Origin of the sequence: Archangium sp. (assembly GCF_036277355.1) — a bacterium.
Taxonomy (GTDB): Bacteria; Myxococcota; Myxococcia; order Myxococcales; family Myxococcaceae; genus Archangium.
In genome coordinates, this window is sequence record NZ_DASUNC010000035.1 from 1 (window position 1) to 20,932 (window position 20,932).

General features: G+C 70.7%; 22 protein-coding genes. 4 read left to right on the plus strand and 18 right to left on the minus strand.

All coding sequences use genetic code 11. The features are described 5' to 3' along the window. Positions 1-217: 217 nt before the first annotated feature. The 7 genes from VFZ09_RS08535 to acsA form a co-directional block, all read right to left on the minus strand. On the minus strand, positions 218-1,720 hold the full coding sequence (locus VFZ09_RS08535) for a serine hydrolase (RefSeq protein WP_329727003.1): 1,503 nt from the start codon (positions 1,718-1,720) through the stop codon (positions 218-220). Positions 1,721-1,996: 276 nt separating this feature from the next. Continuing rightward, on the minus strand, positions 1,997-2,740 hold the full coding sequence (locus tag VFZ09_RS08540; RefSeq protein ID WP_329727004.1) for an ABC transporter ATP-binding protein: 744 nt from the start codon (positions 2,738-2,740) through the stop codon (positions 1,997-1,999). Between the two features lie 23 nt (positions 2,741-2,763). Continuing rightward, positions 2,764-3,021 carry an acyl carrier protein gene (locus VFZ09_RS08545; RefSeq protein ID WP_329727005.1) on the minus strand — a complete coding sequence of 86 codons (258 nt, stop codon included), beginning with the start codon at positions 3,019-3,021 and terminating at the stop codon, positions 2,764-2,766. Next, positions 3,018-4,154, minus strand: a complete 1,137-nt coding sequence (locus VFZ09_RS08550; RefSeq protein WP_329727006.1) for a dihydrolipoamide acetyltransferase family protein — start codon at positions 4,152-4,154, stop codon at positions 3,018-3,020. Before VFZ09_RS08550 ends, VFZ09_RS08545 begins: the two co-directional genes overlap by 4 nt. Then, on the minus strand, positions 4,147-5,160 hold the full coding sequence (locus VFZ09_RS08555; protein WP_329727007.1) for an alpha-ketoacid dehydrogenase subunit beta: 1,014 nt from the start codon (positions 5,158-5,160) through the stop codon (positions 4,147-4,149). The genes VFZ09_RS08550 and VFZ09_RS08555 overlap by 8 nt, the downstream gene beginning before the upstream one ends. Next, positions 5,157-6,155 (minus strand): pyruvate dehydrogenase (acetyl-transferring) E1 component subunit alpha, encoded by a 999-nt coding sequence (gene pdhA / locus VFZ09_RS08560; RefSeq protein WP_329727008.1) that lies wholly within the window; start codon positions 6,153-6,155, stop codon positions 5,157-5,159. The genes VFZ09_RS08555 and pdhA overlap by 4 nt, the downstream gene beginning before the upstream one ends. After that, positions 6,152-8,218, minus strand: a complete 2,067-nt coding sequence (gene acsA, locus VFZ09_RS08565) for an acetate--CoA ligase (RefSeq protein ID WP_329727009.1) — start codon at positions 8,216-8,218, stop codon at positions 6,152-6,154. Before acsA ends, pdhA begins: the two co-directional genes overlap by 4 nt. Here acsA and VFZ09_RS08570 point away from each other — a divergent pair. Together VFZ09_RS08570 and VFZ09_RS08575 are read left to right on the plus strand one after the other, a co-directional pair. Beyond that, a complete protein-coding gene (locus VFZ09_RS08570; protein ID WP_329727070.1) occupies positions 8,144-8,560 on the plus strand; it encodes a LiaF transmembrane domain-containing protein in 417 nt (138 codons plus the stop codon). The two genes, acsA and VFZ09_RS08570, sit on opposite strands and share 75 nt — an antisense overlap. A gap of 141 nt (positions 8,561-8,701) precedes the next feature. After that, positions 8,702-9,670, plus strand: a complete 969-nt coding sequence (locus tag VFZ09_RS08575) for a CBS domain-containing protein (protein WP_329727010.1) — start codon at positions 8,702-8,704, stop codon at positions 9,668-9,670. 25 nt (positions 9,671-9,695) lie between these two features. Here the strand turns inward: VFZ09_RS08575 and VFZ09_RS08580 are convergent, their stop codons facing one another. From VFZ09_RS08580 to VFZ09_RS08595, 4 genes are read right to left on the minus strand one after another with little or no spacing between them, the layout of a single operon-like run. After that, positions 9,696-10,757: a medium chain dehydrogenase/reductase family protein gene (locus tag VFZ09_RS08580; protein ID WP_329727011.1), complete on the minus strand. Its 1,062-nt coding sequence runs from the start codon at positions 10,755-10,757 to the stop codon at positions 9,696-9,698. Positions 10,758-10,784: 27 nt separating this feature from the next. Next, positions 10,785-11,834 carry a hydrogenase expression/formation protein HypE gene (gene hypE, locus VFZ09_RS08585; RefSeq protein WP_329727012.1) on the minus strand — a complete coding sequence of 350 codons (1,050 nt, stop codon included), beginning with the start codon at positions 11,832-11,834 and terminating at the stop codon, positions 10,785-10,787. Further along, positions 11,813-12,925: a hydrogenase formation protein HypD gene (gene hypD / locus VFZ09_RS08590; RefSeq protein ID WP_329727013.1), complete on the minus strand. Its 1,113-nt coding sequence runs from the start codon at positions 12,923-12,925 to the stop codon at positions 11,813-11,815. Before hypD ends, hypE begins: the two co-directional genes overlap by 22 nt. Further along, positions 12,922-13,173, minus strand: coding sequence for a HypC/HybG/HupF family hydrogenase formation chaperone (locus VFZ09_RS08595; RefSeq protein WP_329727014.1), 252 nt, complete (start codon positions 13,171-13,173; stop codon positions 12,922-12,924). The genes hypD and VFZ09_RS08595 overlap by 4 nt, the downstream gene beginning before the upstream one ends. 109 nt (positions 13,174-13,282) lie before the next feature. On the opposite strand from VFZ09_RS08595, the gene VFZ09_RS08600 reads away from it, so the two are divergent. Both VFZ09_RS08600 and VFZ09_RS08605 read left to right on the plus strand, forming a co-directional pair. Beyond that, on the plus strand, positions 13,283-13,543 hold the full coding sequence (locus VFZ09_RS08600; protein ID WP_329727015.1) for a hypothetical protein: 261 nt from the start codon (positions 13,283-13,285) through the stop codon (positions 13,541-13,543). Continuing rightward, the gene (locus tag VFZ09_RS08605) at positions 13,540-14,115 is read left to right on the plus strand and encodes a hypothetical protein (RefSeq protein WP_329727016.1); all 576 of its coding nucleotides are present in this window, start codon (positions 13,540-13,542) and stop codon (positions 14,113-14,115) included. Before VFZ09_RS08600 ends, VFZ09_RS08605 begins: the two co-directional genes overlap by 4 nt. A gap of 27 nt (positions 14,116-14,142) precedes the next feature. On the opposite strand, the gene VFZ09_RS08610 is transcribed toward VFZ09_RS08605, so the two are convergent. The 7 genes from VFZ09_RS08610 to VFZ09_RS08640 all read right to left on the minus strand — a co-directional run bounded on the left by VFZ09_RS08610 (position 14,143) and on the right by VFZ09_RS08640 (position 20,932). After that, complete coding sequence (locus tag VFZ09_RS08610) at positions 14,143-14,931, minus strand: hypothetical protein (protein WP_329727017.1); 789 nt, start codon at positions 14,929-14,931, stop codon at positions 14,143-14,145. Between the two features lie 263 nt (positions 14,932-15,194). Next, positions 15,195-15,665, minus strand: coding sequence for a DUF4265 domain-containing protein (locus VFZ09_RS08615; RefSeq protein WP_329727018.1), 471 nt, complete (start codon positions 15,663-15,665; stop codon positions 15,195-15,197). A gap of 67 nt (positions 15,666-15,732) precedes the next feature. Next, complete coding sequence (gene hypF, locus VFZ09_RS08620) at positions 15,733-18,054, minus strand: carbamoyltransferase HypF (protein ID WP_329727019.1); 2,322 nt, start codon at positions 18,052-18,054, stop codon at positions 15,733-15,735. 3 nt (positions 18,055-18,057) lie between these two features. Then, the gene (locus tag VFZ09_RS08625; protein ID WP_329727020.1) at positions 18,058-18,399 is read right to left on the minus strand and encodes a hydrogenase maturation nickel metallochaperone HypA; all 342 of its coding nucleotides are present in this window, start codon (positions 18,397-18,399) and stop codon (positions 18,058-18,060) included. Further along, entirely contained in the window at positions 18,392-18,874 is a 483-nt protein-coding gene (locus VFZ09_RS08630) for a hydrogenase maturation protease (RefSeq protein ID WP_329727021.1), read from the minus strand. The genes VFZ09_RS08625 and VFZ09_RS08630 overlap by 8 nt, the downstream gene beginning before the upstream one ends. Further along, positions 18,871-20,166, minus strand: coding sequence for a Ni/Fe hydrogenase subunit alpha (locus VFZ09_RS08635; protein ID WP_329727022.1), 1,296 nt, complete (start codon positions 20,164-20,166; stop codon positions 18,871-18,873). The genes VFZ09_RS08630 and VFZ09_RS08635 overlap by 4 nt, the downstream gene beginning before the upstream one ends. After that, positions 20,156-20,932, minus strand: coding sequence for an oxidoreductase (locus VFZ09_RS08640; protein WP_329727023.1), 777 nt, complete (start codon positions 20,930-20,932; stop codon positions 20,156-20,158). Before VFZ09_RS08640 ends, VFZ09_RS08635 begins: the two co-directional genes overlap by 11 nt.

The following is a 20,932-nucleotide window of genomic DNA, read 5'->3' on the forward strand; positions in this document are numbered from 1 at the left end:
GGGACACCGTGCCCCTGGGCCGCGTCCACGGCGCCATGTCCCACGGCTACCACCGCTCGCTCTTCTCCACCACGGTGGCCACGGCGCTCCGTGACAGGGCCATCGCCTACGACGACACCGCCCGGGACTTCCTCGACAACAGAAGAAGGCGTTCATCCAAGCCTACGCATGAGGCCCCGGGCCCCCCCGCTCCCACGCGGAGCGGGGGGCCGGGAGCTCAGTCACGGCGGAGGAAGCGGCCCCGCTCCACATCCGCGAAGTCCTCGCCCCACAGCTCCTTGGCCCGGCCCTTGTCGTCCAGGACGAACTGGAAGGTCAGCAGGAAGGGCGTCCCGGGGAGGAGCGCCTGGAAGCGGAGCCCCTCGAGGTGCTCCAGGGGCGCGGTGAGCTTCAGCGGCCCCATGATCACCACCAGCCCGTCCTTCTGCTGCTTCACGCGGAAGGGGCCGTAGGCGGGGTTGACGAACGTGCCACAGAGCTTCACCGCGTCCACCTCGAGGCCGCGGGTCCGGACGGCGCGTGGCGAGGGGGCATGCGGGCGCAGGGCGGGGGCCGCTTCCTGGAGCACCCTCGGAGCCACCGCCGGGCCACCCAGGTAGAGCTCGGCGAACTTCGACAAGAGCTCGTCGGCGGCGGGCGAGAGGATGTTGGTGAGCACCACCAGGCCCGTCCGCTCGTCGGGAACGAGACCGAGGCTGGCACTCATTCCTCCCAACGCCGTGGCCCCGTTGTGCCACAGCACGGGCGCTGGAGCGCTCGAGGTGTGGATCCACCCCGTGGCGTAGGACATGGCCATGGCCGGCAGCGTGAAGAACATGGGAATCCTCGGGCAGTGGAGGAACGCCATGCCCTCCTCGCCGAGCAGGGTGCTCCCGTCGAACGTGCCCCGCCCGAGGTGGAAGCGCATCCACCGGACCATGTCCTTCACCGAGGAGTAGAGGGCGCCCGCGGGCCCCTCCGTGAACAGCAGAGGGAAGTAGGGCCAGTCCTCGGGCATGGGGACGGCCCGCTCCGGCTGCCCCTCCTCCAGCGGCAGCAGGAAGTGGCCGGACGCCACGTTGTCCCAGCCGGCCAGCACCTTCGGGGACGCGGTGCTCCGGGACATCCCGAGCGGCGAGAGGAGCTGCCGTGCGAGCGCCTCCTCCCAGTCCAGGCCCGTCTTCTGCTCGATCAGCTTCCCCGCCAGCAGCAGCAGGCTGTTCTGGTAGGCATAGGTGCCGCGGAAGCTCGCCACGGGCTCCACATGGCGCAGGGCCCGGAGCATGGCGTCCCGCTCGAAGCCGAGCACGCTCATCAGATCGAGGCAGTACTCGGGCAGGCCGCTGCGGTGGGAGGCGATGTCGGAGACGCGGAACTCCTGGGTCACCCAGGGATCGAACAGGGTGAAGCCGCGCAGGTGCTGCCGGACGGGCTCCTCCCAGCCCAGCTTGCCTTCCTCGACGAGCCGGGCGAGCTGGGTGGCCGTGAAGCTCTTGGTGATGGAGCCGATCCCGAAGACGGTGTCCGCGTTCACCCGGGAGGCGTTGGCGGGACACTGGCCCGCGTCGTTCGTTCTCAGGCACCCCAGGCACTGGGTGGTGAGCGTCTGCTCCTCCTGGACGATGGCATAGGCCATGCCCGGCACCTGGTACTTCACGTGGAGCCGCCCGGCCTCCTCCCGCAGGGCCCGCAGCAGCGCCGGGGTGACGGGCCGGACAGGGGCTCGGGCCTGCCTGCCCATGCGCGGTGCGGGATGAGGACGGGGCGCTCTGCGCGAACCGCGCGCCTGTCCGCCGGGTCTCGACGTTCTGGAATCCGCCATGTGACTTCCCTCCTGTTGGAGGAAACATGGGGACGGAGAGCGGCGGCGCCAATGAAACACCGTGCCCATGGTTCCCGGAGGAGCTCGCGCGGGCGCCAACTCCCCGCTGCTGCTGGGGCGGCGCCTGTGGGACGAGACGCGGATCGCCTTCTACCGGCAGGTGGACGAGGAAGAGGACCTGATGAGCGCGCCTCCTCACCAGCTCAGCTCCCCGGGGCCGAGCTTGTGCGGGTTGGACTCGAGCCGCACGATGCGCCCATCCGCGATGGAGATGACCCGGTCCGCCATGCCCGCGATGGCCGCGTTGTGGGTGATGACGGCGGTGGTGGTGCCCAGCTCGGTGTTGACGCGCGCGAGCGTCTCCAGCACGAGCTTGCCGGTGACGTAGTCCAGCGCACCGGTGGGCTCGTCGCACAGGAGCAGATCCGGGCGCTTGGCCACCGCGCGCGCGATGGCCACCCGCTGCTGCTCGCCACCGGAGAGCTGCGAGGGGAAGTGGTCCAGCCGCTGCCCGAGCCCCACCAGGCCGAGCGCCTCCTCTGGGGGCATGGGCTTCTCGGCGATCTCCGTCACCAGGGCCACGTTCTCGCGGGCGGTGAGGCTGGGGATGAGGTTATAGAACTGGAAGACGAAGCCCACGTGCTCGCGCCGGTAGCGGGTGAGCTCGCGCTCGTCGGCGTGGGCCAGGTCGTGGTCGTAGTAGGTGATGTCGCCCGCGGTGGGCACGTCCAGCCCTCCGAGGATGTTGAGGAGCGTGGACTTGCCGCTGCCCGAGGGCCCAAGCAGGACGATGAACTCGCCCGCGTACAGGTCCAGGTCCACGCCCCGCAGCGCGTGCACCTCCACCTCGCCGGTGCGGTACACCTTGGTGAGGCCGCGCGCCACGAGCACCACCCGCGCGGGCTCCAGCCGTGTGGGCGCTGAAGGTGTCATGTCCATGGACGGCACGCCTCCCTTCTGGCTCAACGGCCCTGCTCGGCCAGCCGCCGCGAGAGGTAGTCGACGCAGGCGTCGAGCGTGGTGAGCCGCCCGTAATCCGACTCGGGAATGGAGACGGAGAGCTTCTTGTCCAGCGCGATGAGGCTCTGGAGGAAGTCGTACGAGTCGATGTCCAGCTGCTCCCGCAGCGGCTCGTCCGGGCGCAGGGTGGAGGGCTCCATCTCGGGGGCCACCGTGGCCAGGGACTCCAATACGGACTGTCTCAACGCGTCGCGGTTCATAGCTTCTCCGGCTCCTGCAGCAGGCGCTCCACGCGCGCCAGGAAGGCGGCCCCGCGGTGCCCATCGCTCGCGCGGTGGTCCGCGGACAGGCTGACGCTGACGAGCGGGCGCGGGACGCACCGGCCCTCCACCACCCAGGGCACCTCGCGCGCCGAGCCGAAGCCGATGATGGCCACCTGCGGGGGGAAGATGACGCCGAACACACGGTCCGCGCCCGGCTCGCCCAGGCTGGTGACGGTGAGCGTCGAGTCCGCCAGCTCCGAGCTGCGCAGCGTCCCCCGGCGCGCGCGCTGGATGAGCTCGCCCAGCTCGCGCATCAACACACCGGGCGGCTTGTCCGGCACGTCGTGCAGCGCGGGCACCATCACCCCGCCCTGCCGCAACGAGATGACGACACCCAGGTGCACCGCCCGCGAGGGCCGGAAGGCGCCGTCCACCCAGAAGCCATTGAGCTCGGGGAACTGGCGCACCGCGAGCCCCACCGCCTTGAGGTAGAGCACCACCGGGAGCATCCGCTCGGCCAGGGGCAGGCGCTCGTTCTCCTGGCGCAGCCAGTCCAGCGCGCGCCCCACGTCGACGCGGGTGTCGAGGTAGTAGTGCGGAATCTCCCGCTTGGAGCGGGACATGGCCGCGGCGATGGCCCGCCGCATCGCCAGACGCCGCGACTCGTCCGAGACAGCCGGAGCGGAGGCGGGAGGCGCGGCCGGGGCGGCCCGGGCGGCGCGCTCCACGTCCTCGAGGGAGATGGCACCACCGGGCCCCGTCCCCGCCACCGCGGCCAGGTCCAACCCCAGCTTCGCCGCCGCGGCCCTCGCCGCCGGAGAGGCCCTGGGCCGGTGCCCTCCCACGGGCGGAGACACCTCCACCGCTGGGGGCTTTTCGGGCACCGCGGGCTCGCCCTCTCCGCGGAGGTGGGCCAGCACCGTGCCCACCGGCACCTTCGTCCCGGGCTCCACGAGGAGCGCCTCCACCGTGCCCGCCTCGAACGTCTCCACCTCGATGATGCCCTTCTGCGTCTCCACGAGCGCCACGATGTCGCCGCGCTTCACCCCGTCGCCGCGCTTCACCTTCCACTCGACGAGCGTGCCGGCCTCCATGTCCGCCCCCAGCGAGGGCATCCGGAAGTCACCCATGGGCCTCTCCCAGCGTCCGCTTCACCGCCGCGATGATGGCCGGCGGCTGGGGCAGCGCCGCGTCCTCCAGGTGCTTCGCATAGGGAATGGGCACCTCCGCGGTGCACACCCGTTGCACCGGCGCGTCCAGCTCGTAGAAGACGTGCTCCATGATGCGGGCACTGAGCTCGGCGGACAGGCTCCCGGTGCGCCAGCCCTCGTCCACGATGACCGCGCGCCGCGTGCGCGCCACCGAGCCGAGGATCGTCGCGTCATCGAGCGGCCGCAGCGTGCGCAGATCCACCACCTCCGCGTCGATCCCCTCGCGCGCCAGCGCCTCCGCCGCCGCGAGCGTCTTGAAGAGGCTCCCCCCATACGTGAGCAGGGACACGTCCCGCCCCGGCCGGCGGATGGCCGCGTGCTCCAGTTCCACCGCGCCCGCGTCCTCGGACAGATCTCCCTCCATGGCGTAGAGCAGCGCGTTCTCGAAGATGAGGACGGGGTCCGGCTCCTGGAGCGCGCTCCACAACATGCCGCGCGCGTCCTCCAGCGTGGCGGGGGTGAGGATGCGGATGCCGGGGATGTGGGCGAACCAGCCCTCGAAGCTGTGCGAGTGCTGCGCGGCCACCTGCCGCCCCGCGCCCGTGGCCAGGCGGATGACCACGGGGATGCTGAGCTGCCCTCCGGACATGTGGCGCAGGGTGGCGGCGTTGTTGACGATCTGATCCAACGCGAGCAGCCCGAAGTTGACCGTCATGATCTCCACGATGGGCCGCATGCCCCCCATGGCGGCGCCGATGCCCGCCCCCACGAAGGCGGACTCGGACAGGGGCGTGTCGCGCACGCGCTCGGGGCCGAACTCGGCCAGACACCCCTTGCTCACCGCGTAGCAGCCGCCATAGGCGCCCACGTCCTCGCCCATGAGGAAGACGCGCGGATCCCGCTGGAGCGCCTCGCGGACGGCGGCGCGGACGGCCTCGCGGTACGTCATCCGCACCGTGCCCGGTCGTTTCTCTCCGGCGCTCATGGCGCCTCCCTCGGGGTGTAGACGTCGCGGGTCAGGTCCTCCACCGGCTCGAGCGTGCCCGCGTCGGCGAAGGCCAGCGCGTCCGCCACCTCGGCTTCCACCTCACCCTCCAGGCGCTCCAGGTCCCCCTCCGCCAGCAGGCCCGCCTCGCGCATGCGGGAGATGAATCCGATGATGGGATCCTTCTGCTTCCACTGCTCCACCTCGCGCTTGTCGCGGTAGAGCTCCGGGTCGTACATGGAGTGGGCGCGGAAGCGGTAGGTGCGCAGCTCCAGGAAGGAGGGCCCTCCGCCCTCGCGGGCCCGGGCCGCCGCGCGCCGCACCGCGTCCGCCACCGCCAGCGCGTCCATCCCATCCACGGCCTCGGCCGGCAGCCCGTAGCCGGCCGCCTTCACCGTGAGGTCCGTCTGCGACTCGTGCCGGGCGAGCGCCGTCCCCATGGCGTAGAGGTTGTTCTCGCACAGGAAGAGGACGGGCAGCTTCCAGAGGGTGGCGAGGTTGAGCGACTCGTGGAACTCGCCCTCGGCCACCGCGCCGTCACCGAAGATGGCGGCCGTCACCCGGGGCAGCGCGCGCAGCTGATCCGCCAGCGCCAGGCCGATCGCGAGCGGCAGGCCCCCCGCGACGATGGCGTTGCCGCCGTAGAAGCGCCGGGACACGTCGAAGAGGTGCATGGAGCCCCCGCGCCCCCGGCTGCACCCCTCCGCCTTGCCGAACATCTCCGCCATGATGGCCCGTGCCGTCACGCCGCGCACCAGCGCGTGCCCGTGCTCGCGGTAGTGGGACACGAGCGCATCGTCCGGCAGCAGCGCGCGGATGGCACCCACCGCGCACGCCTCCTCGCCGATGTAGAGGTGCAGGAAGCCGCGGATCTTCCCCGCGGAGTACGCCTGGGCGCTCGCCTCCTCGAAGCGCCGGATGAGCTGCATCTGCCGCAGCCACGCGAGCGCCTCGTCCCGCGCGAGCGGGAAGCCGCTGGGCATGTCCGGGCTCATGCGGGGGCCTCCAGGGTGGAGGTGTCGCCCTCGGGCAGGCCCAGCTCACGGGCCTTGAGGAGCCGGCGCATGATCTTCCCCGAGCGCGTGCGCGGCAGCGTGGGCAGGAAGTCCAGCTCCTTGGGCGCCACCACCGCGCCCAGGCGGGTGCGCGCGTGGGCGAGCAGCGCGCGGCGCAGCGGCTCGTCCGGGGAGTAGCCGTCCTTGAGGGAGACGAAGGCCTTCACCACCTCGCCGATGATTGGCTCCGGCCGGCCGATGACGCCCGCCTCGGCCACTGCGGGGTGCTCGAGCAGCACGCTCTCCACCTCGAAGGGGCCGATGAGGTGGCCCATGGACTTGATGACGTCATCGGCACGGCCCACGAACCAGAAGTAGCCGTCGGAGTCCCTGCGGGCGAGATCTCCCGAGAGGTACCAGCCCTGGGCGAAGCACTGGCGGTAGCGCTCCTCCTCGTGGAGGTAGCCGCGGAACATGGAGGGCCAGCCGGGACGCAGCGCCAGCTCGCCCTCGCGGCCCGGCTCCTCCACCACCTCCACCCCGCCGCCGGGAAGGCGCCGGACGATGGCGGCCTCCACTCCCGGCAGTGGCCGCCCCATGGAGCCCGGCTTGATGTCCATGGCGGCGTAGTTGGCCACCATGATGCCGCCCGTCTCCGTCTGCCACCAGTTGTCGTGGATGGGCAGGCCGAGCACGCGCTGGGACCAGAGCACCGCCTCGGGGTTGAGCGGCTCGCCCACGCTGGCGATGAAGCGCAGGGCCCTCAGCTCGAAGCGCCGGGGCAGCGCCTCGCCGGCCTTCATCAACATCCGCACGGCGGTGGGCGCGGTGTACCAGACGGTGACGCGCTCGTCCTGGAGGATGCGGTACCAGCGCTCGGCATCGAAGTCCGCCTCGTCCACCACGCACGTCACCCCGTGCGTGAGCGGGGAGAGGATGCCGTAGGAGGTGCCCGTCACCCAGCCGGGATCCGCGGTGCACCAGAAGACGTCCTCCGGGTGCAGATCCAACGCGAGCGTGCCGGTGACGTGGTGGGCGAGCACGGCCCCGTGGACATGGACGGCGCCCTTGGGCGTACCGGTGGTGCCACTGGTGAAGTGGAGCAGCGCCATGTCCTCGGGGGCCGTGGGGCCGATCTCATAGGTATCCAGGGCCCGCTCCAGGAGGGCATGCAGGGGGTGGGTGCCCGGCTCGCCGCCGCCGTCCACGAGCAGCACGTGGGTGAGCGAAGGCAGGGAGTCGCGCAGGGGCGCCACCTTCTTGCGGTAGAGGGCGGACGTCGTCACCAGCACCCGGGCCTCGCCCCGCTGCAGACGGGCGCGGATGGGCTCGGGGCCGAAGGCGGAGAAGAGCGGGCAGAAGACGGCGCGGTGCTTCAGGGTGCCGAGCACGGTGAAGTACAGCTCGGGGATGCGCCCCAACAGGGAGAAGACACGCTCGCCCGGTGCGATGCCCAGCGCGGCGAGCACGTTCGCGAAGCGGCTCGTCCAGGCGGAGAGCTCCGCGTAGGAGAAGACCTCGCGCTCGCCGTGGCGGCCCAGCCAGAGAAGCGCCGGGTGCCCTCCCCGCCCCTCCCGGCAGTGCCGGTCCACCGCCTCGTGGGCCATGTTGAGCCCCCGTCCTCCGGGGAGCCCGGCCAGCTCGTGCCGGGCCGCCTCCCACGAGAAGGAGGCACGTGCGGCCTCGTAGTCAGGCATGAGGGGAGGCACCCGCCAGCCCGTCCGTGACTTCGTGAGGATCCGTGTGTCCACCCGCCTCACCTCCCCTGGTGAGGTAACTCCGGCCCCCTCGGAGAGGAAGCCCGGCCCGGCTTGCCCCCCACCTCCCGCGGCCCGAGCTTGGAAGCATGCGCTCCGCCAGGAATCATGAAGACTGGTACCGGCCATGGAGCCGCCGCAGCGCTGGGCGGCTACCTCGGGTGGCAACTCGCCCGGGAGCACGAAGCCCGGAGGGATGCACATGCTTCTTGCGAGCACGGGGAGGCCACCATGACCCAACCATTTCCCGGAGAGAGGAATGCACCCGGATACGAGAGGAGACCGGCCGCGGATGGGCCGCACCATGATCCGCTCGGCAGCGTGGTGTGGGCGCTCGTCCTGCTCTGGTCCGGAGTGGTGCTGCTGGCCCAGAACCTGGGCTACCTGGACCGCTATGAACGGTGGGATGCCTGGACGTTGATCTTCATCGGGGCCGGACTGCTCTTCCTCGGGGAAGCCGTCGTCCGCCTGCTCGTACCGGCCTACCGGCGGCCGGTGCAGGGCACCCTCATCTTCGCCATCCTCCTGCTGGCGGTCGGCCTGGGCGAGGCGATCAGCTGGACGGTGGTGGGGCCCATGGCCGTGATCGCCGTCGGCCTGATCGTGCTGGTGCGTGCCCTCATGCCCGAGAGGCGGCTCCCGGTGTGAGCCAGGTCCTCGCGGGAAGAGCCCGGAGACGGAGCGGGCGTCCGCCGCGCTCGCGCGGGAGGCCCTGGACGGATTGCGCCGCATGCCCGCCACCCTGAACTTCGACAGGGAGCAAAAGCCCACCGCCGAAGGAGGGGCACCATGGCGCAAGACCAGACAGACCCGCCCGGGTCCGGCCCGGATGGAACGGAAAGCTCCCACGAGCGTCCCGAGCCCGGGGAGCATGACAGCGCCCCCCGGCCAGCCCAGCTGCGCGTGCGCGACGTGATGAGCCGGAACGTGTCCACCCTCCGGGTGAGCGAGGAGCTGACCGTGGAGGAGCTGCTCAAGAAGTTCCGCCATGTCCAGCACCTCCCCGTCGTCGGGGCGAACAACCGGCTCATGGGCATGCTGACGCGAATGGATGTCCTCGAGGAGGCGCTCCACTCCGGGAGGGAGCGATGGATCCGGGTGAGGAACCTGATGTCCTGCCCGGTGCAGAGCATCTCCGAGGACGAGGAGCTTCCCGCGGCCGCGCGGGCGATGCGAGGAGCCCACCTCCACTCGCTCGCGGTGGTGGATGCGAGCGGCTCCATGGTGGGCATCCTGACCGATGGGGATCTGCTCTCCGCCATGGCGGGCGAGCATGTGCCCGCGCCGAGCGGCCCGTGGGAGCTGCCCGTCGATGCGCTGATGACGCCCGAGCCGCTCGCGCTCGGACCGGATGCGCGGCTGGACGAGGCGGCCTGGACGCTCATCTACGCGGGCGTGCGGCACCTGCCGGTGGTGGACGAGGGGGATCGGCTGTTGGGCATCATCTCCGAACGCGACCTGCGCCAGCGGCTGGGCGGGACAGCCCGGGAGTGGCCCCGTGCCGCTCACGAGGTACTGGAGGAGCGGGTGGGCGAGATGATGACGCCGGAGCCGCTGTTCCTGCGCTCCGGTGCGTCCCTGGGCCGGGCCCTGGAGCTCTTCACCGACGAGCGGGTGGGGGCGCTTCCAGTGGTGGACGAGGATCGGCGGTTGTTGGGAATCCTCTCGTACATCGATCTGCTGCGCTGGCTGCGCGAGCGGCTGGACGCCACCTGGGCACGGGGGCGGGAAGGCGGCGAGCCGCTGGCTCCTCATTAGGTGGGGCGGGGCATCCGCAGCGCGCTCAGGTGTCACAGAGCAGGACGATCTTGCCTGTCACCCCTCCACGGCCGAGCAACTCATGGGCGCGGGCGGCTTCCTCCAGCGGGAGCCGTGCCGCGATGATCGGCTGGATCTTCCCCTGACGGAGCAGGTCCAGCAGCACGGTCAGATCCTCCTGGTACCAGCCGGGTCTGCGCCGCTTGAGCCTCTGGACGCTGTAGAACCGCATCCGCCTTCCGCCGGGGATGAGGCGGGTGGCGGCCTGGATGAGCCCGAAGACCGCCAAGCCGTGGAAGCGGTAACGCCGTCCCCTCGCCAGCTGGCCTCCGCTCAGGGACGAGGTCAAACCGTAGGCCACCACCGTGCCGCCCGCCCGCAGGGCCCTGACGGAGCGCCACAGGTGGGAGCCACCCATGCCATCGAAGACGACATCCACGCCATCTCCCGTCAGGCGGCGGATCTCCTCCACGAAATCCACGTGCTTGTAGTCGATGGGGGTCGCGCCCAGCGCGGTCACCCGTTCATGCGCGGCAGCGGAAGCCGTCCCGTACATCTCGAGCCCGGCCACTCGTCCCAGCTGGAGCAGGGCCGTGCCGATGCCTCCCGAGGCGGCGTGGATCAGCACGCGCTGGCCGGGTTGGACCCGGGCGGCGCGGTGCATCATCTGGTAGGCCGTCATGTAGTTGAACACCAGGCAGACCACTTCGGCGGGATCCAACCCGGCGGGGACGAGAACCAGCTCTTCCTGCGGCAGACAGATGAACTGGGCATACCCGCCCGTGACGGGCAGGGCCCCGACCCGCTGGCCCGGAGTGAACCGGGAGACGCCCGCCCCTGTCTTGTCCACCACCCCGGCCAGATCCCACCCCAGGGTGAAGGGCACCGTGCGCGGTGTCTCGGGATGGACGCCTTCGCGCATCAACAAATCCGCATACGAGACACCCGTCGCCAGGATCTTCACCCGCACCTCACCGGGCCCGGGCTCGGGGAGCGCTTCCTCTCGAAGCTGGAGGACCTCGGGCCCGCCTGGCCGGGTGACGATCACCCGCTTGAACTTCGGGCTCCGCGCATTCCCTGGACGCATCTCCCCCCCTGTTCTCGGCTCCAGCGCTCAACAGATGCGCGGGAGCTGCTCCCCGGACAGCAGGTCCAACAAGCGCTGGCCCCCGAGCCGCGTCCTCAGGGAGACCATGCCCGCGGGCCCCTCGGTGACACGGCCGATGCGCTCGGCCCCGGCCCCGAGGGGATGACGGCGCAACACCTCCCGCGCCCGCTCCGCCTGGGGCTCGGGGACGAAGACCACCATGCGGCCCTCGCACGCCACGTAGAGCGGATCCAACCCCAGCAGCTCACAGGCTCCCGCCACGGACTCGTCCACCGGCACGGCGGGCTCGTCCACCACGAGCCCCACCCCGGCATCGAGGGCGATCTCATTGAGCGCGGTGGCCAGCCCCCCGCGCGTGGTATCGCGCAGGCAGTGCACCTCCACGCCCGCCTCGAGGAGGGCCGCCACCAACGGGGCGAGCGAGGCGCAATCACTCACCACGGGCGTCTCGAAGGCGAGCCCCTCGCGCACCGAGAGCACCGCGATGCCGTGCCGCCCCACGTCTCCCGAGACGAGCACCGCGTCTCCAGGCCTCACGCGGCGGGGATGGACGGACACGCCCTCGGAGACACGGCCCACGCCCGAGGTGTTGATGAAGAGCCCGTCCGCCTTGCCCCTGTCCACCACCTTGGTGTCCCCGGTGACGATCTCCACGCCGCACTCCCGCGCGGCGTCGCGCATGGAGGCCACCACGCGGCGCAGCTCGTCCAGCGGGAGCCCCTCCTCGAGGATGAAGCCGGCGCTCAGGTACAGGGGTTTCGCGCCGGCCATGGCCAGGTCGTTCACCGTGCCATGGACGGCGAGCCTGCCGATGTCCCCGCCCGGGAAGAAGCGAGGCGTCACCACATAGGAGTCCGTGGTGAAGGCCAGCCGCTCCCCTCCGAGCGGCACCACCGCGCCGTCATGGCGCTCGGCGAGGGCCGGAGCGCGGAAGGCCTCCAGGAAGAGCTCCTCGAGCAGCTGGCGCATGAGGCGCCCTCCCCCACCGTGGGCGAGCTGCACGGTGGTGGGACGCTGGAGCGGCACGGGGCAGCTCAGGGCGAGGTCGGCGGACATGGGAGCTGGAACCTCCGGTAGCGGTAGTAGGCGGCGCACGCGCCCTCGGACGACACCATCGTCGCGCCGAGCGGCGTCTCGGGGGTGCAGCGGGTGCCGAACGCGGGGCACTCGGGCGGCTTGAGCTGGCCCTGGAGCACGAGGCCGCTGCGGCACGCGGCGTCCTCGCGTCCTCCCACGGACACGACGTCGAACTTGCGCTCGGCGTCCCAGTCCGCGAAGGCGGCGCGGAGCCCCAGGCCGCTCGCGGGGATGAGGCCGATGCCACGCCACGTCCTCGGCACCACCTCGAACACCTCGCGCAGCATGGCCCGGGCGCTCGCGTTGCCGGCCGGGCGGACGGCACGGGCGTACTGGTTCTCCACCTCGGCCCGCCCGGACTCGAGCTGCGCCACGCACATGTGGATGCCCTGCAACAGGTCCAACGGCTCGAAGCCCGTGGCGACGATGGGCACGCGGTACGCACGGGCGAGGGGCTCGTAGGCCTCCATGCCCATGATGGTGCACACGTGGCCCGCGGCCAGGAACGCATCCACCTTCCGGCCGGGGACCGAGAGGATGGCTTCCATCGCCGGGGGCACCAGGACGTGCGCCACCAGCAGGGAGAAGTTGCGCAGCCCGCGCCGCCTGGCTTCGTGGACGGCCATGGCGCAGGCGGGCGCGGTGGTCTCGAAGCCCACGGCGAAGAAGACGACCTCGCGCTCCGGCAGCCGCTCGGCCAGGGCCAGCGCGTCCATGGGCGAGTAGACGATGCGCACGTCCCCGCCCGCGGCCTTCACCGAGAGCAGATCCCTCCCCGAGCCGGGCACCCGGAGCATGTCGCCGAACGAGCAGAAGACCACGCCGGGGCGCGAGGCGATGACCAGGGCCTTGTCCAGCAGCTCCACCGGCGTGACACACACCGGGCAGCCGGGGCCATGGAGGAGCGTGAGGCCCGGCGGCAGGAGCTGGTCGATGCCGAAGCGGACGATGGCGTGCGTCTGGCCGCCACACACCTCCATCAGCGTCCAGGGCCGAGTCACCCGGGACTGGAGGGCGCGCGCATAGCGCCGGGCATCCTCCGCGCCGCGGTACTCGTCCACGTACCTCATCGCGGCTCCTCCTCGCGCAGCGCGTCCGTCTCGCCGAGCTGCTCCAGGTAGGCGAAGACACGCCGCGCGCCCTCGGGGTCGACGCGGCTGATGGCGAAGCCGGCGTGCACCACGACGAAGTCACCCGGAGCGGCCTCGGGGACATAGGCCAGACACACTTCCTTGATGACCTTGCCGAAGGCCACCCGGCCCATGCGCAGCGGGCCGTCCACCGTGGAGAGCACCTCACCGGGGATGCCGAGACACATCCGCGCATCCTGCACCAACGTCCCCGGGAGTCCATCCGGCCCCGGGGCAACCGACCGTCATGGGACGGACAGTGTCATGGAGAAAGGGCGGAACGAAGGGAGGGACGCTATGCTTCCAGACATGGACCAGGACACCGACCCTCGGCAGCGTGAGCGGTACTTCGAGCTGCTGCGCGCCCAATCTCCGGCGGAGCGGCTCCGCAAGGCAGCGGCGCTGACACAAGCGACTCGCTGGATGGCGGAGGTGGGTATCCGTCAGCGCTTCCCGAACGCGGATGAGACCGAGGTGCGGGTGCGGCTGGCCGAGCGCCTCTACGGCCGAGAGATAGCTCGTCGCCTCTTCGGCGCACACGCCGCCCTGCTGCCATGAGCGAGCCGGCTGTCATCCAGGTCGCACTCCAGTGTGCCGAGGCTTTCGAGCAGGTGCATGCGGGCTATTTCCTCGGAGGAAGTCTGGCCAGTTCCCTTCAAGGTGAGCCACGCGCAACCAACGACATCGACTTCGTCGTGGATCTGCAGCCGTCCCAGGTCGACGCATTGAAACAAGCGCTGGGGAGCGACTTCGAGGTCGATGCGGAGGCGCTGCGAGAAGCCGTCATGCGCCGGGCGTCCTGGAACATCTTCCACCTGCCGACGGTGACCAAGGTGGACCTCTTCCTGCTGCGTCCCGGTGCATTCGACAGGAGTGAGTTCTCTCGCCGCCGCCGGGTGGTCCTGGCGGCCGACGGTAAGGGGCTCTACATCAAGAGCCCCGAGGACTCGGTGCTACGAAAGCTGCTGTGGTTCCGAGAGGGAGGAGAAGTCTCCAGTACCCAATGGCGAGACGTGGTGCAGATTCTCCGCCTTGCTGCCGGAGCGCTCGACGGAACATATCTGCGGGAGTGGGCCCGCCAACTCGGTGTACAAGAGTTGCTTGCACGGGCCATGACGGAGGCGGGGTAACACCACACCGGGAATGCCGGGTTGGGCCTATGCGCTCCCGGGCTCCACGTCCGTGTTGATCTCGAATCCATCGGCCAGCGACAACGGGTAGAGGGCCCGGTGGTTGACGTTGGGGTGATACACCGCCAGGTAGACTTCACCGGAGATCCGCACCCAGGCCCGTCTGGGTGGTGCGGGTTGCGCACTCAGCCAGGCCTCGGCTTCCTGGAGCGTGTCGAACGAGGCAACGGCAGCGGGCGGGCTGTCTTGCTCGAGACTGGCGAGGTAGTACTCGAGCTCGCGAGAGGGGGGCAGGTAACGGCCGTTCGTCTCGCGATCATACGCGACGGTGTGGTACCTGCCCGCGATCAGGATGCTGGCACAGTGGGGAGGACTCGGGTGGTTCCTCAGCCAAGCCTCCGCCTGCTCGCGTGTGTCGAAAGAGGCAACCACTCGAGGTGGCTCGTTGGAGTCGAGCTCCCGCGAATAGCGCTTGAAGTCGTCGAGCTGCCCGGTCGAGTCGATGAAGTGGAGCGCGTCGATGATGACCAGGGCAAGCGCTCGCTCTCGCTCTGACTGGGATTCGCCGCGGAGCTGCTCGAAGAAATCCGCTGCCCTGCGTACGAGTTCCTCGGTGGTCGCGGCGAGGCGAGATGGATTTCCGGCCTGGAGCCGCTCACGGTAATCCTCGAAGCGATAGGGTTGACCGGTAGCGGAGATGAAGATCAGGACATCCCTCGCACAACCCAGGATTCGTGCCTGCTCGGGAGACTGCTCCTCCTTCCAATAGCGCCCGACAAGTCCCTGTGCCTCGTTGAGGGTGTCGAGGATCGTCACGGCGACACCTGCGCCGTGGCGGGCCAGTGAGAAAACTCATCGGCTGGATTCTCTAAAACCGTAGACATCGAGCCCGGACTTCACACCCGCGCATCCTTCGGAGTCAACTCCACCTCCGGACAACGCGACTGGGAGTGAAACCAACGCGCCATGGAACCGGGCCGCCATGAGCGGCGGTGGCACGCCTCGCTTCTGGTCCGCCACATCCGCGCATCCTGCACCAACGTCCCCTGGAGTCCACCCGGCCCCGGGGCAACCGAACGTCATGGGACGGACACTGCGTGACCAGGCACGCAAGCCTCCTCGTACCCCCAACGCTCTTCGGCTTCACCCTCGACCAACAACCGCTTCACCTCAGTCCAGGGAGTGGAGGGTGGTACATCCAGGACGATGAGTCCGGGAATGTGACTTCGCTCGCTCAGACACCCCAGCATGGCGAAACGTTCGATGGCCATGGGCACCTCGGCGACGTCATAGAGGAGCAGCCGGAGGGTGGCATGGCCTGAGCGGCGGATGACCCGTCTGAATCGCCACACCCCCTCCTCCGGATCGGCCGCCACCACATCCCCGAGAGCAAGGTCCCAAGCGAAGAAGGGGATGTTGTCCACCTGGAAGAGCCCTCCTTCCGTGGGAAGGACCCACAGGCTTTCCTCGGTCGTGGGTGGATATCCATCCTCATCCTGCTCCAAATGGACGAGCATCTTGACGTGAGCGGTAGAGGGACGCACGGACATGAAAACCTCTCCTCACTCGGTCTTGTCACTCTTCTTGAGATTGCAATCCCTACAAAGAACCTGACCATTATCGAGGAAGGGCATGCGCATGGAGTTGAACGGGCATAGCACAAAGCTGCAGGCGAGCGCCTTGAACGCGGGCCGCGACCGCGACCTGTCCCAGGGACAGTCCTCCATCATTCGGGGGGTACTGCCGGGGTGAAAACACCTCGAAGCCCCGCGCACGCAACCGCGCCTGGACATCCCGCAGCAGGCGCGGGTTCTGGAAACAACCGCCCGAGAGCACCACGCGCGGCAGGCCCACCCGCACCGCGATGGACTCGGCGAGCACGGCCAGCGCGGCATGGAACCGGGCCGCCATGATCGGCGGTGGCACGCCTCGCTTCCGGTCCGCCAGGAGCTCCCGGATGAGCGGCTCCCAATCCGCTACCGCGGGCGCTCCGTCTCCCAGCGGCAGTGGATAGGGCTCCGCCTCCCCTTCCCCCGCCGCGTACTCGAGCGCCATGGCCGCCTGTCCCTCGAAGCCCGCACGCGCGCGAATCCCCGAGAGCGCGGCGACGGCATCGAACAGCCGGCCCATGCTGGTGGTCCTCGGGGACTGCACGCCCCGCTCGAGCATCGTCAGGAGAACCTCTCCCTCACGCGCCGCGAAGGCCTCGCGGAGGTGCTCGACGGCCCCCGCCCCTTCCACCTCGTACAGCAACCCGAGCGCCGCCCGCCTCGGCTCGCGCAGGGCCCGCTCGCCGCCCGGCAGGGAGAAGGGACGCACGTGCGCCACGCGGCGAAACCCGGCCCCCTCGACGACGAGCGCCTCCCCTCCCCACAACGTGCCATCCGTGCCGAGCCCGGCTCCATCCCAGGCGAGGCCGAGCACTGGACCCGAGAGTCCGTGCTCGGCCATGCAGGCCGCCACATGGGCGTGGTGATGCTGCACACGCACGAGCGGCACACCCCATGCGCCCGAGAGCCGCTCGGCGAGCCGCGTGGAGGCGTAGTCCGGATGGAGGTCGCACGCGAGCGCCACCGGACGCGCCTCCAACAACCGCAGCAGATCCTCCACGGTCCGCTCCAGGAGCCGCGAGCCCTCCAGCGAGCCGAGATCCCCGAGGTGCTGGCTCACCACCACCTGCTCGCCCACGCACAGGGCCACCGTGCTCTTCAACTGTCCCCCCAGCCCCAGCAGGCACGGGGCCCCCGGAAGTGGCAGCGGAAGGGGCGCATACCCGCGGGCACGCCGCAGCACCTGCAGCCCCTCGGGCGTCATGCGCGCCACGGAGTCATCCACCGGGCGGACGATGGGCCGGTCATGCATCAGGAAGCAGTCCGCCACCTCGCGCAGCCGCTCCAGGGCCTCCGCCTCGCCGGTGCAGAGGGGCTCGTCGGAGAGGTTCCCGCTGGTGCACACCACGGGGCGGCCCACCGCGTCGAGCAACAACCGGTGCAGCGGCGTATACGGCAGGAGCGCCCCGAGCCAGGGATTGCCGGGGGCCACGTCCTCCACGACGCCCTCCCCCGCCACGCCGGGCGCCCGCCTCCGGAGCAGCAGGATGGGCGCCGCCGAGGAGGTCAGCACCGCCTCTTCCTCCAGGGACACTCCGCACACCGGGCGCAGCGCCTCCAGGGAGGGAAACATCACCGCGAAGGGCTTCTCCGGGCGGTGCTTGCGCTGGCGCAGGAGCCCCACGGCCTCGGGGCTCGTGGCATCCACCAGCAACTGGAAGCCGCCCAGGCCCCGGAGGGCGAGCACCCGGCCCGAGCGCACCGTCTCCGCCGCCTCCCGGAGCGCCGCGTCTCCCTCCGCGAGCCGCGCCCCGTCCGGCGACAGCAGGGACACCCGTGGCCCGCATACCGGGCACGCGATGGGCTGGGCATGGAAGCGCCGGTCCCGCACGTCGCGGTACTCGGCCGCGCAGTCCGCGCAGGGCTCGAAGCGCCGCATGGCCGTGCGCGAGCGGTCGTACGGCAGGGACTCGATGAGCGTCCAGCGAGGCCCGCAGCGCGTGCAGTTGGTGAACGGATAGCGGAAGCGCCGCTCCCCGGGCGAGGCCACTTCCGCCAGACACTCCGGGCAGGTGGCCAGGTCCGCGGGCACGGCCGGCCTCGGAGGAGCCTCCGCGTCGCTCTCGAGAATGTGGAAGGCGTGCTCGTGCTGGAGCGGCACGTCGGAGACGTCGACGCGCGTGAGCCGGGCCGCCGGTGGGGCCTCACTCGCGAGGGCCCTCACGAAATCCTCCACGGCGGTCACGGGCCCTTCCACCTCGATGCGGACCCCATCGGTGCGGTTGCGGACCCAGCCGCCCAGCCCCCGGGCCGTGGCCGCGCCATGGACGAAGGGCCGGAAGCCCACGCCCTGCACCACCCCCTGCACGGTGATGGCCCGCCGCACCATCCCCTACTCCACCTCGATGGAGGTGATGGCGAGCCCCGTCTGTCCGAGCTGCTCCCCCTCGGTGCTCCCACAACCGGGGCACAGCAGCAGGTGGTGCTCGGGGGCATAGGTGCGGCCACACGTCCGGCAACGCGCCTCCACGTGGATGAGGTCCAACAGCAGCCGCGCTCCTTCCGCGCTCGTGCCCCGGGCGTGGGCGGTGAAATGGAAGGACAGGCTGTCGGCGGACAGGGACTCGGTCTCCGCCACCCAGCCCCGCACCACGCGCACGCGCGAGGCCCCCTCGGCCATGGAGCGCTGGAGGACGGTCTCGAGCACCTGCCGGGCAAGCGTGGACTCATGCATGACGGTGCTCCTCGCCGGAAGAGAAGACGGTACGAAGGACCTGCTCGGCGGCGCGCGGGACGGCGGCGGCCACCTCGGGCGAGAGCCCCCGCCGGAAACGCTCCGGCCGGGAGATGCTCACCCCGACGACGCGGATGGACGGCGACACCACCGAGGGCGACAGCAGCCGCGCCAGCGCCACCGCCTGCGCCACCCCGAGCCCGTGCGTGGACATCGTGGAGAGTCCCCGCTGCTCCAGCTCGTCCGGCTCCAGCACGAGCACCTCGCCCGCGGGGGCGGCCAGCACCGCGTCCACCAGCACCACCGGGGCCGGTGTCTCCAGCAGCGGCAGGAGCGCGCTCGGCTCGGGGGCGCACAGCAACTCCAGGTGCCCGGGGGCCCCGCGCGAGCGCAGGTGCTCGATGACGGCGAGCCCCACCTGATCATCGCCGGCCGCCGCCTGCCCGAGTCCGATGACGCGTATCCGTCCGCTCATGTCCGCTCCACCTTCAGGGTGAGGAAGTGCGTCGCGCAGGAGATGCACGGGTCGTGGTTGCGGATGGCCTGCTCGGCCAGCCGGGTGGCCTCCGCATGGGCCCGCGAGGCGAGCTGGGGCGCCAGCTCGCGCAGATCGTCCTCGATGGAGAGCTGATTCTGCGAGGTGGGCGGGACGATGCGGGCGTCCAGGATGGCGCCGTCCGCGTCGAGCGTGTAGCGGTGGTAGAGCAACCCGCGCGGGGCCTCGGTGGCGCCGTAGCCCGTGGCGGCCCGGGGCGGCGTGTCCACGTGGGGCACCGTGGGCTCCGCGTACTCCTCGATGAGGCGGATGGCCTCGGTGAAGGCCTGGAGCATCTCCACCAGCCGCACGAGCAGCGCGCGGAAGGGATTGCGGCACGGCACGGACAGCCCCACCCTCCGGGCGGCCTCCTGCACCGAGGGATGCAGCCTGTCGAAGTTGAGGTTGAAGCGGGCCAGCGGGCCGCACAGGTAGGCGCCCCGCCCCACGCGCCGCGCGTGCAGCGCATGCGTGTACGGCACCTGCTCCTCCACGAAGTGCGCGTCCCACTCGCGCACGTCGATGTCCAGCCCCTCCGAGGACACCACCCGTCCCCCGGTGATCGGGTACTCGCTCGGGTGGCGCAGCGAGACGAACTCGTAGGCGCGCTCCAGCTCCGGAAAGGGGAAGCGGGCCATCCACTCCAGTGACTCGGCGGTGGCGTCGCGGCCCCAGCGCAGCTCGGGGAGGAGCGGCTCCAGCTCGGCGCGGGTGGGGGCCTTGTAGAAGCCGCCCACGCGCACGTTGATGGGGTGGATGGACCTGCCGCCCATGAGGGCGACGAGCGAGTTGCCCGCCTTCTTGATGCGCAGGCCCCGCTGCACCCACTCGCCATGCTGCTTCGCCATGGAGAGCGCGTCCGGGTAGCCGAGGAAGTCCGGCGCGTGCAGCAGGAAGACATGCAGCCCGTGACTCTCAATCCACTCGCCGCAATAGAGGAGGCGGCGCAGCGAGCGGAGCGGCCCCTCCACCGTCACGCCCAGCGCGTCCTCCACGGCGAGACAGGCGCTCATCAGGTACGCCACCGGGCAGATGCCGCAGATGCGCGAGGTGATGTCGGGCGCCTCCAGGTACGAGCGCCCGCGCAGCAGGGCCTCGAAGAAGCGGGGCGGCTCGAAGATGGCCAGGCGCACGTCCGTGGCCTTGTCGCCCTCCAGCCGGACCGTGAGCGAGGCCTCGCCCTCCACGCGCGTGAGGTAGTTCACATCGAGGGTGCGCGTCTTATTCGTCATGGCGCTCGCTCTCCTCGCGGAAGGCGGGGGCATTGGCGTTGAAGTTGCGGAAGGAGCGGACGAGCTCCGTCTCCGAGCACCCCGCCGCCTGGAAGGCCCGCGCCAGCGAGGGCGTGTTGGGCACCTCCATGGGCCCGAAGCAGCCGTAGCAGCCGCGGTGGTACGTGGGGCAGAGGGCACCACAGCCGGCGTGGGTCACCGGCCCCAGACAAGGCGTGCCCGTCACCATCACACACACGTTGCCGCGCAGCTTGCACTCCACGCACACGCTGTGCGCCGGGATGTTGGGCCGCCGCCCGTTGAGGAAGGCGCTGAGCACCTCCAGCAACTGCCGCTTGTCGATGGGGCAGCCCCGCAGCTCGAAGTCCACGGGCACGTGGTCCGCGATGGCGGTGGAGGTGGCCAGCGTCTCGATGTACTCGGGCTTCGCGTAGACGGTGGAGAGGAACTCGCGCACGTCCCGGAAGTTGCGCAGCGCCTGGATGCCGCCCGCCGTGGCGCACGCCCCGATGCTCACCATGTACCGGGACACGCGCCGCACCTCGCGGATGCGCTCGGCGTCCGCGGGGGTGGTGATGGAGCCATCCACGAGCGACACGTCGTAGGGCCCCTTCAGCGCCGTGCTGGTGGCCTCGGCGAAGTACGCGAAGCGCATGGCATCCGCCAGCGCGAGCAGCTCGTCCTCCATATCCAACACGGTGAGCTGGCACCCGTCGCACGAGGCGAACTTCCACACGGCGAGCGAGGGTCTCTTCCGGCGGGCCAT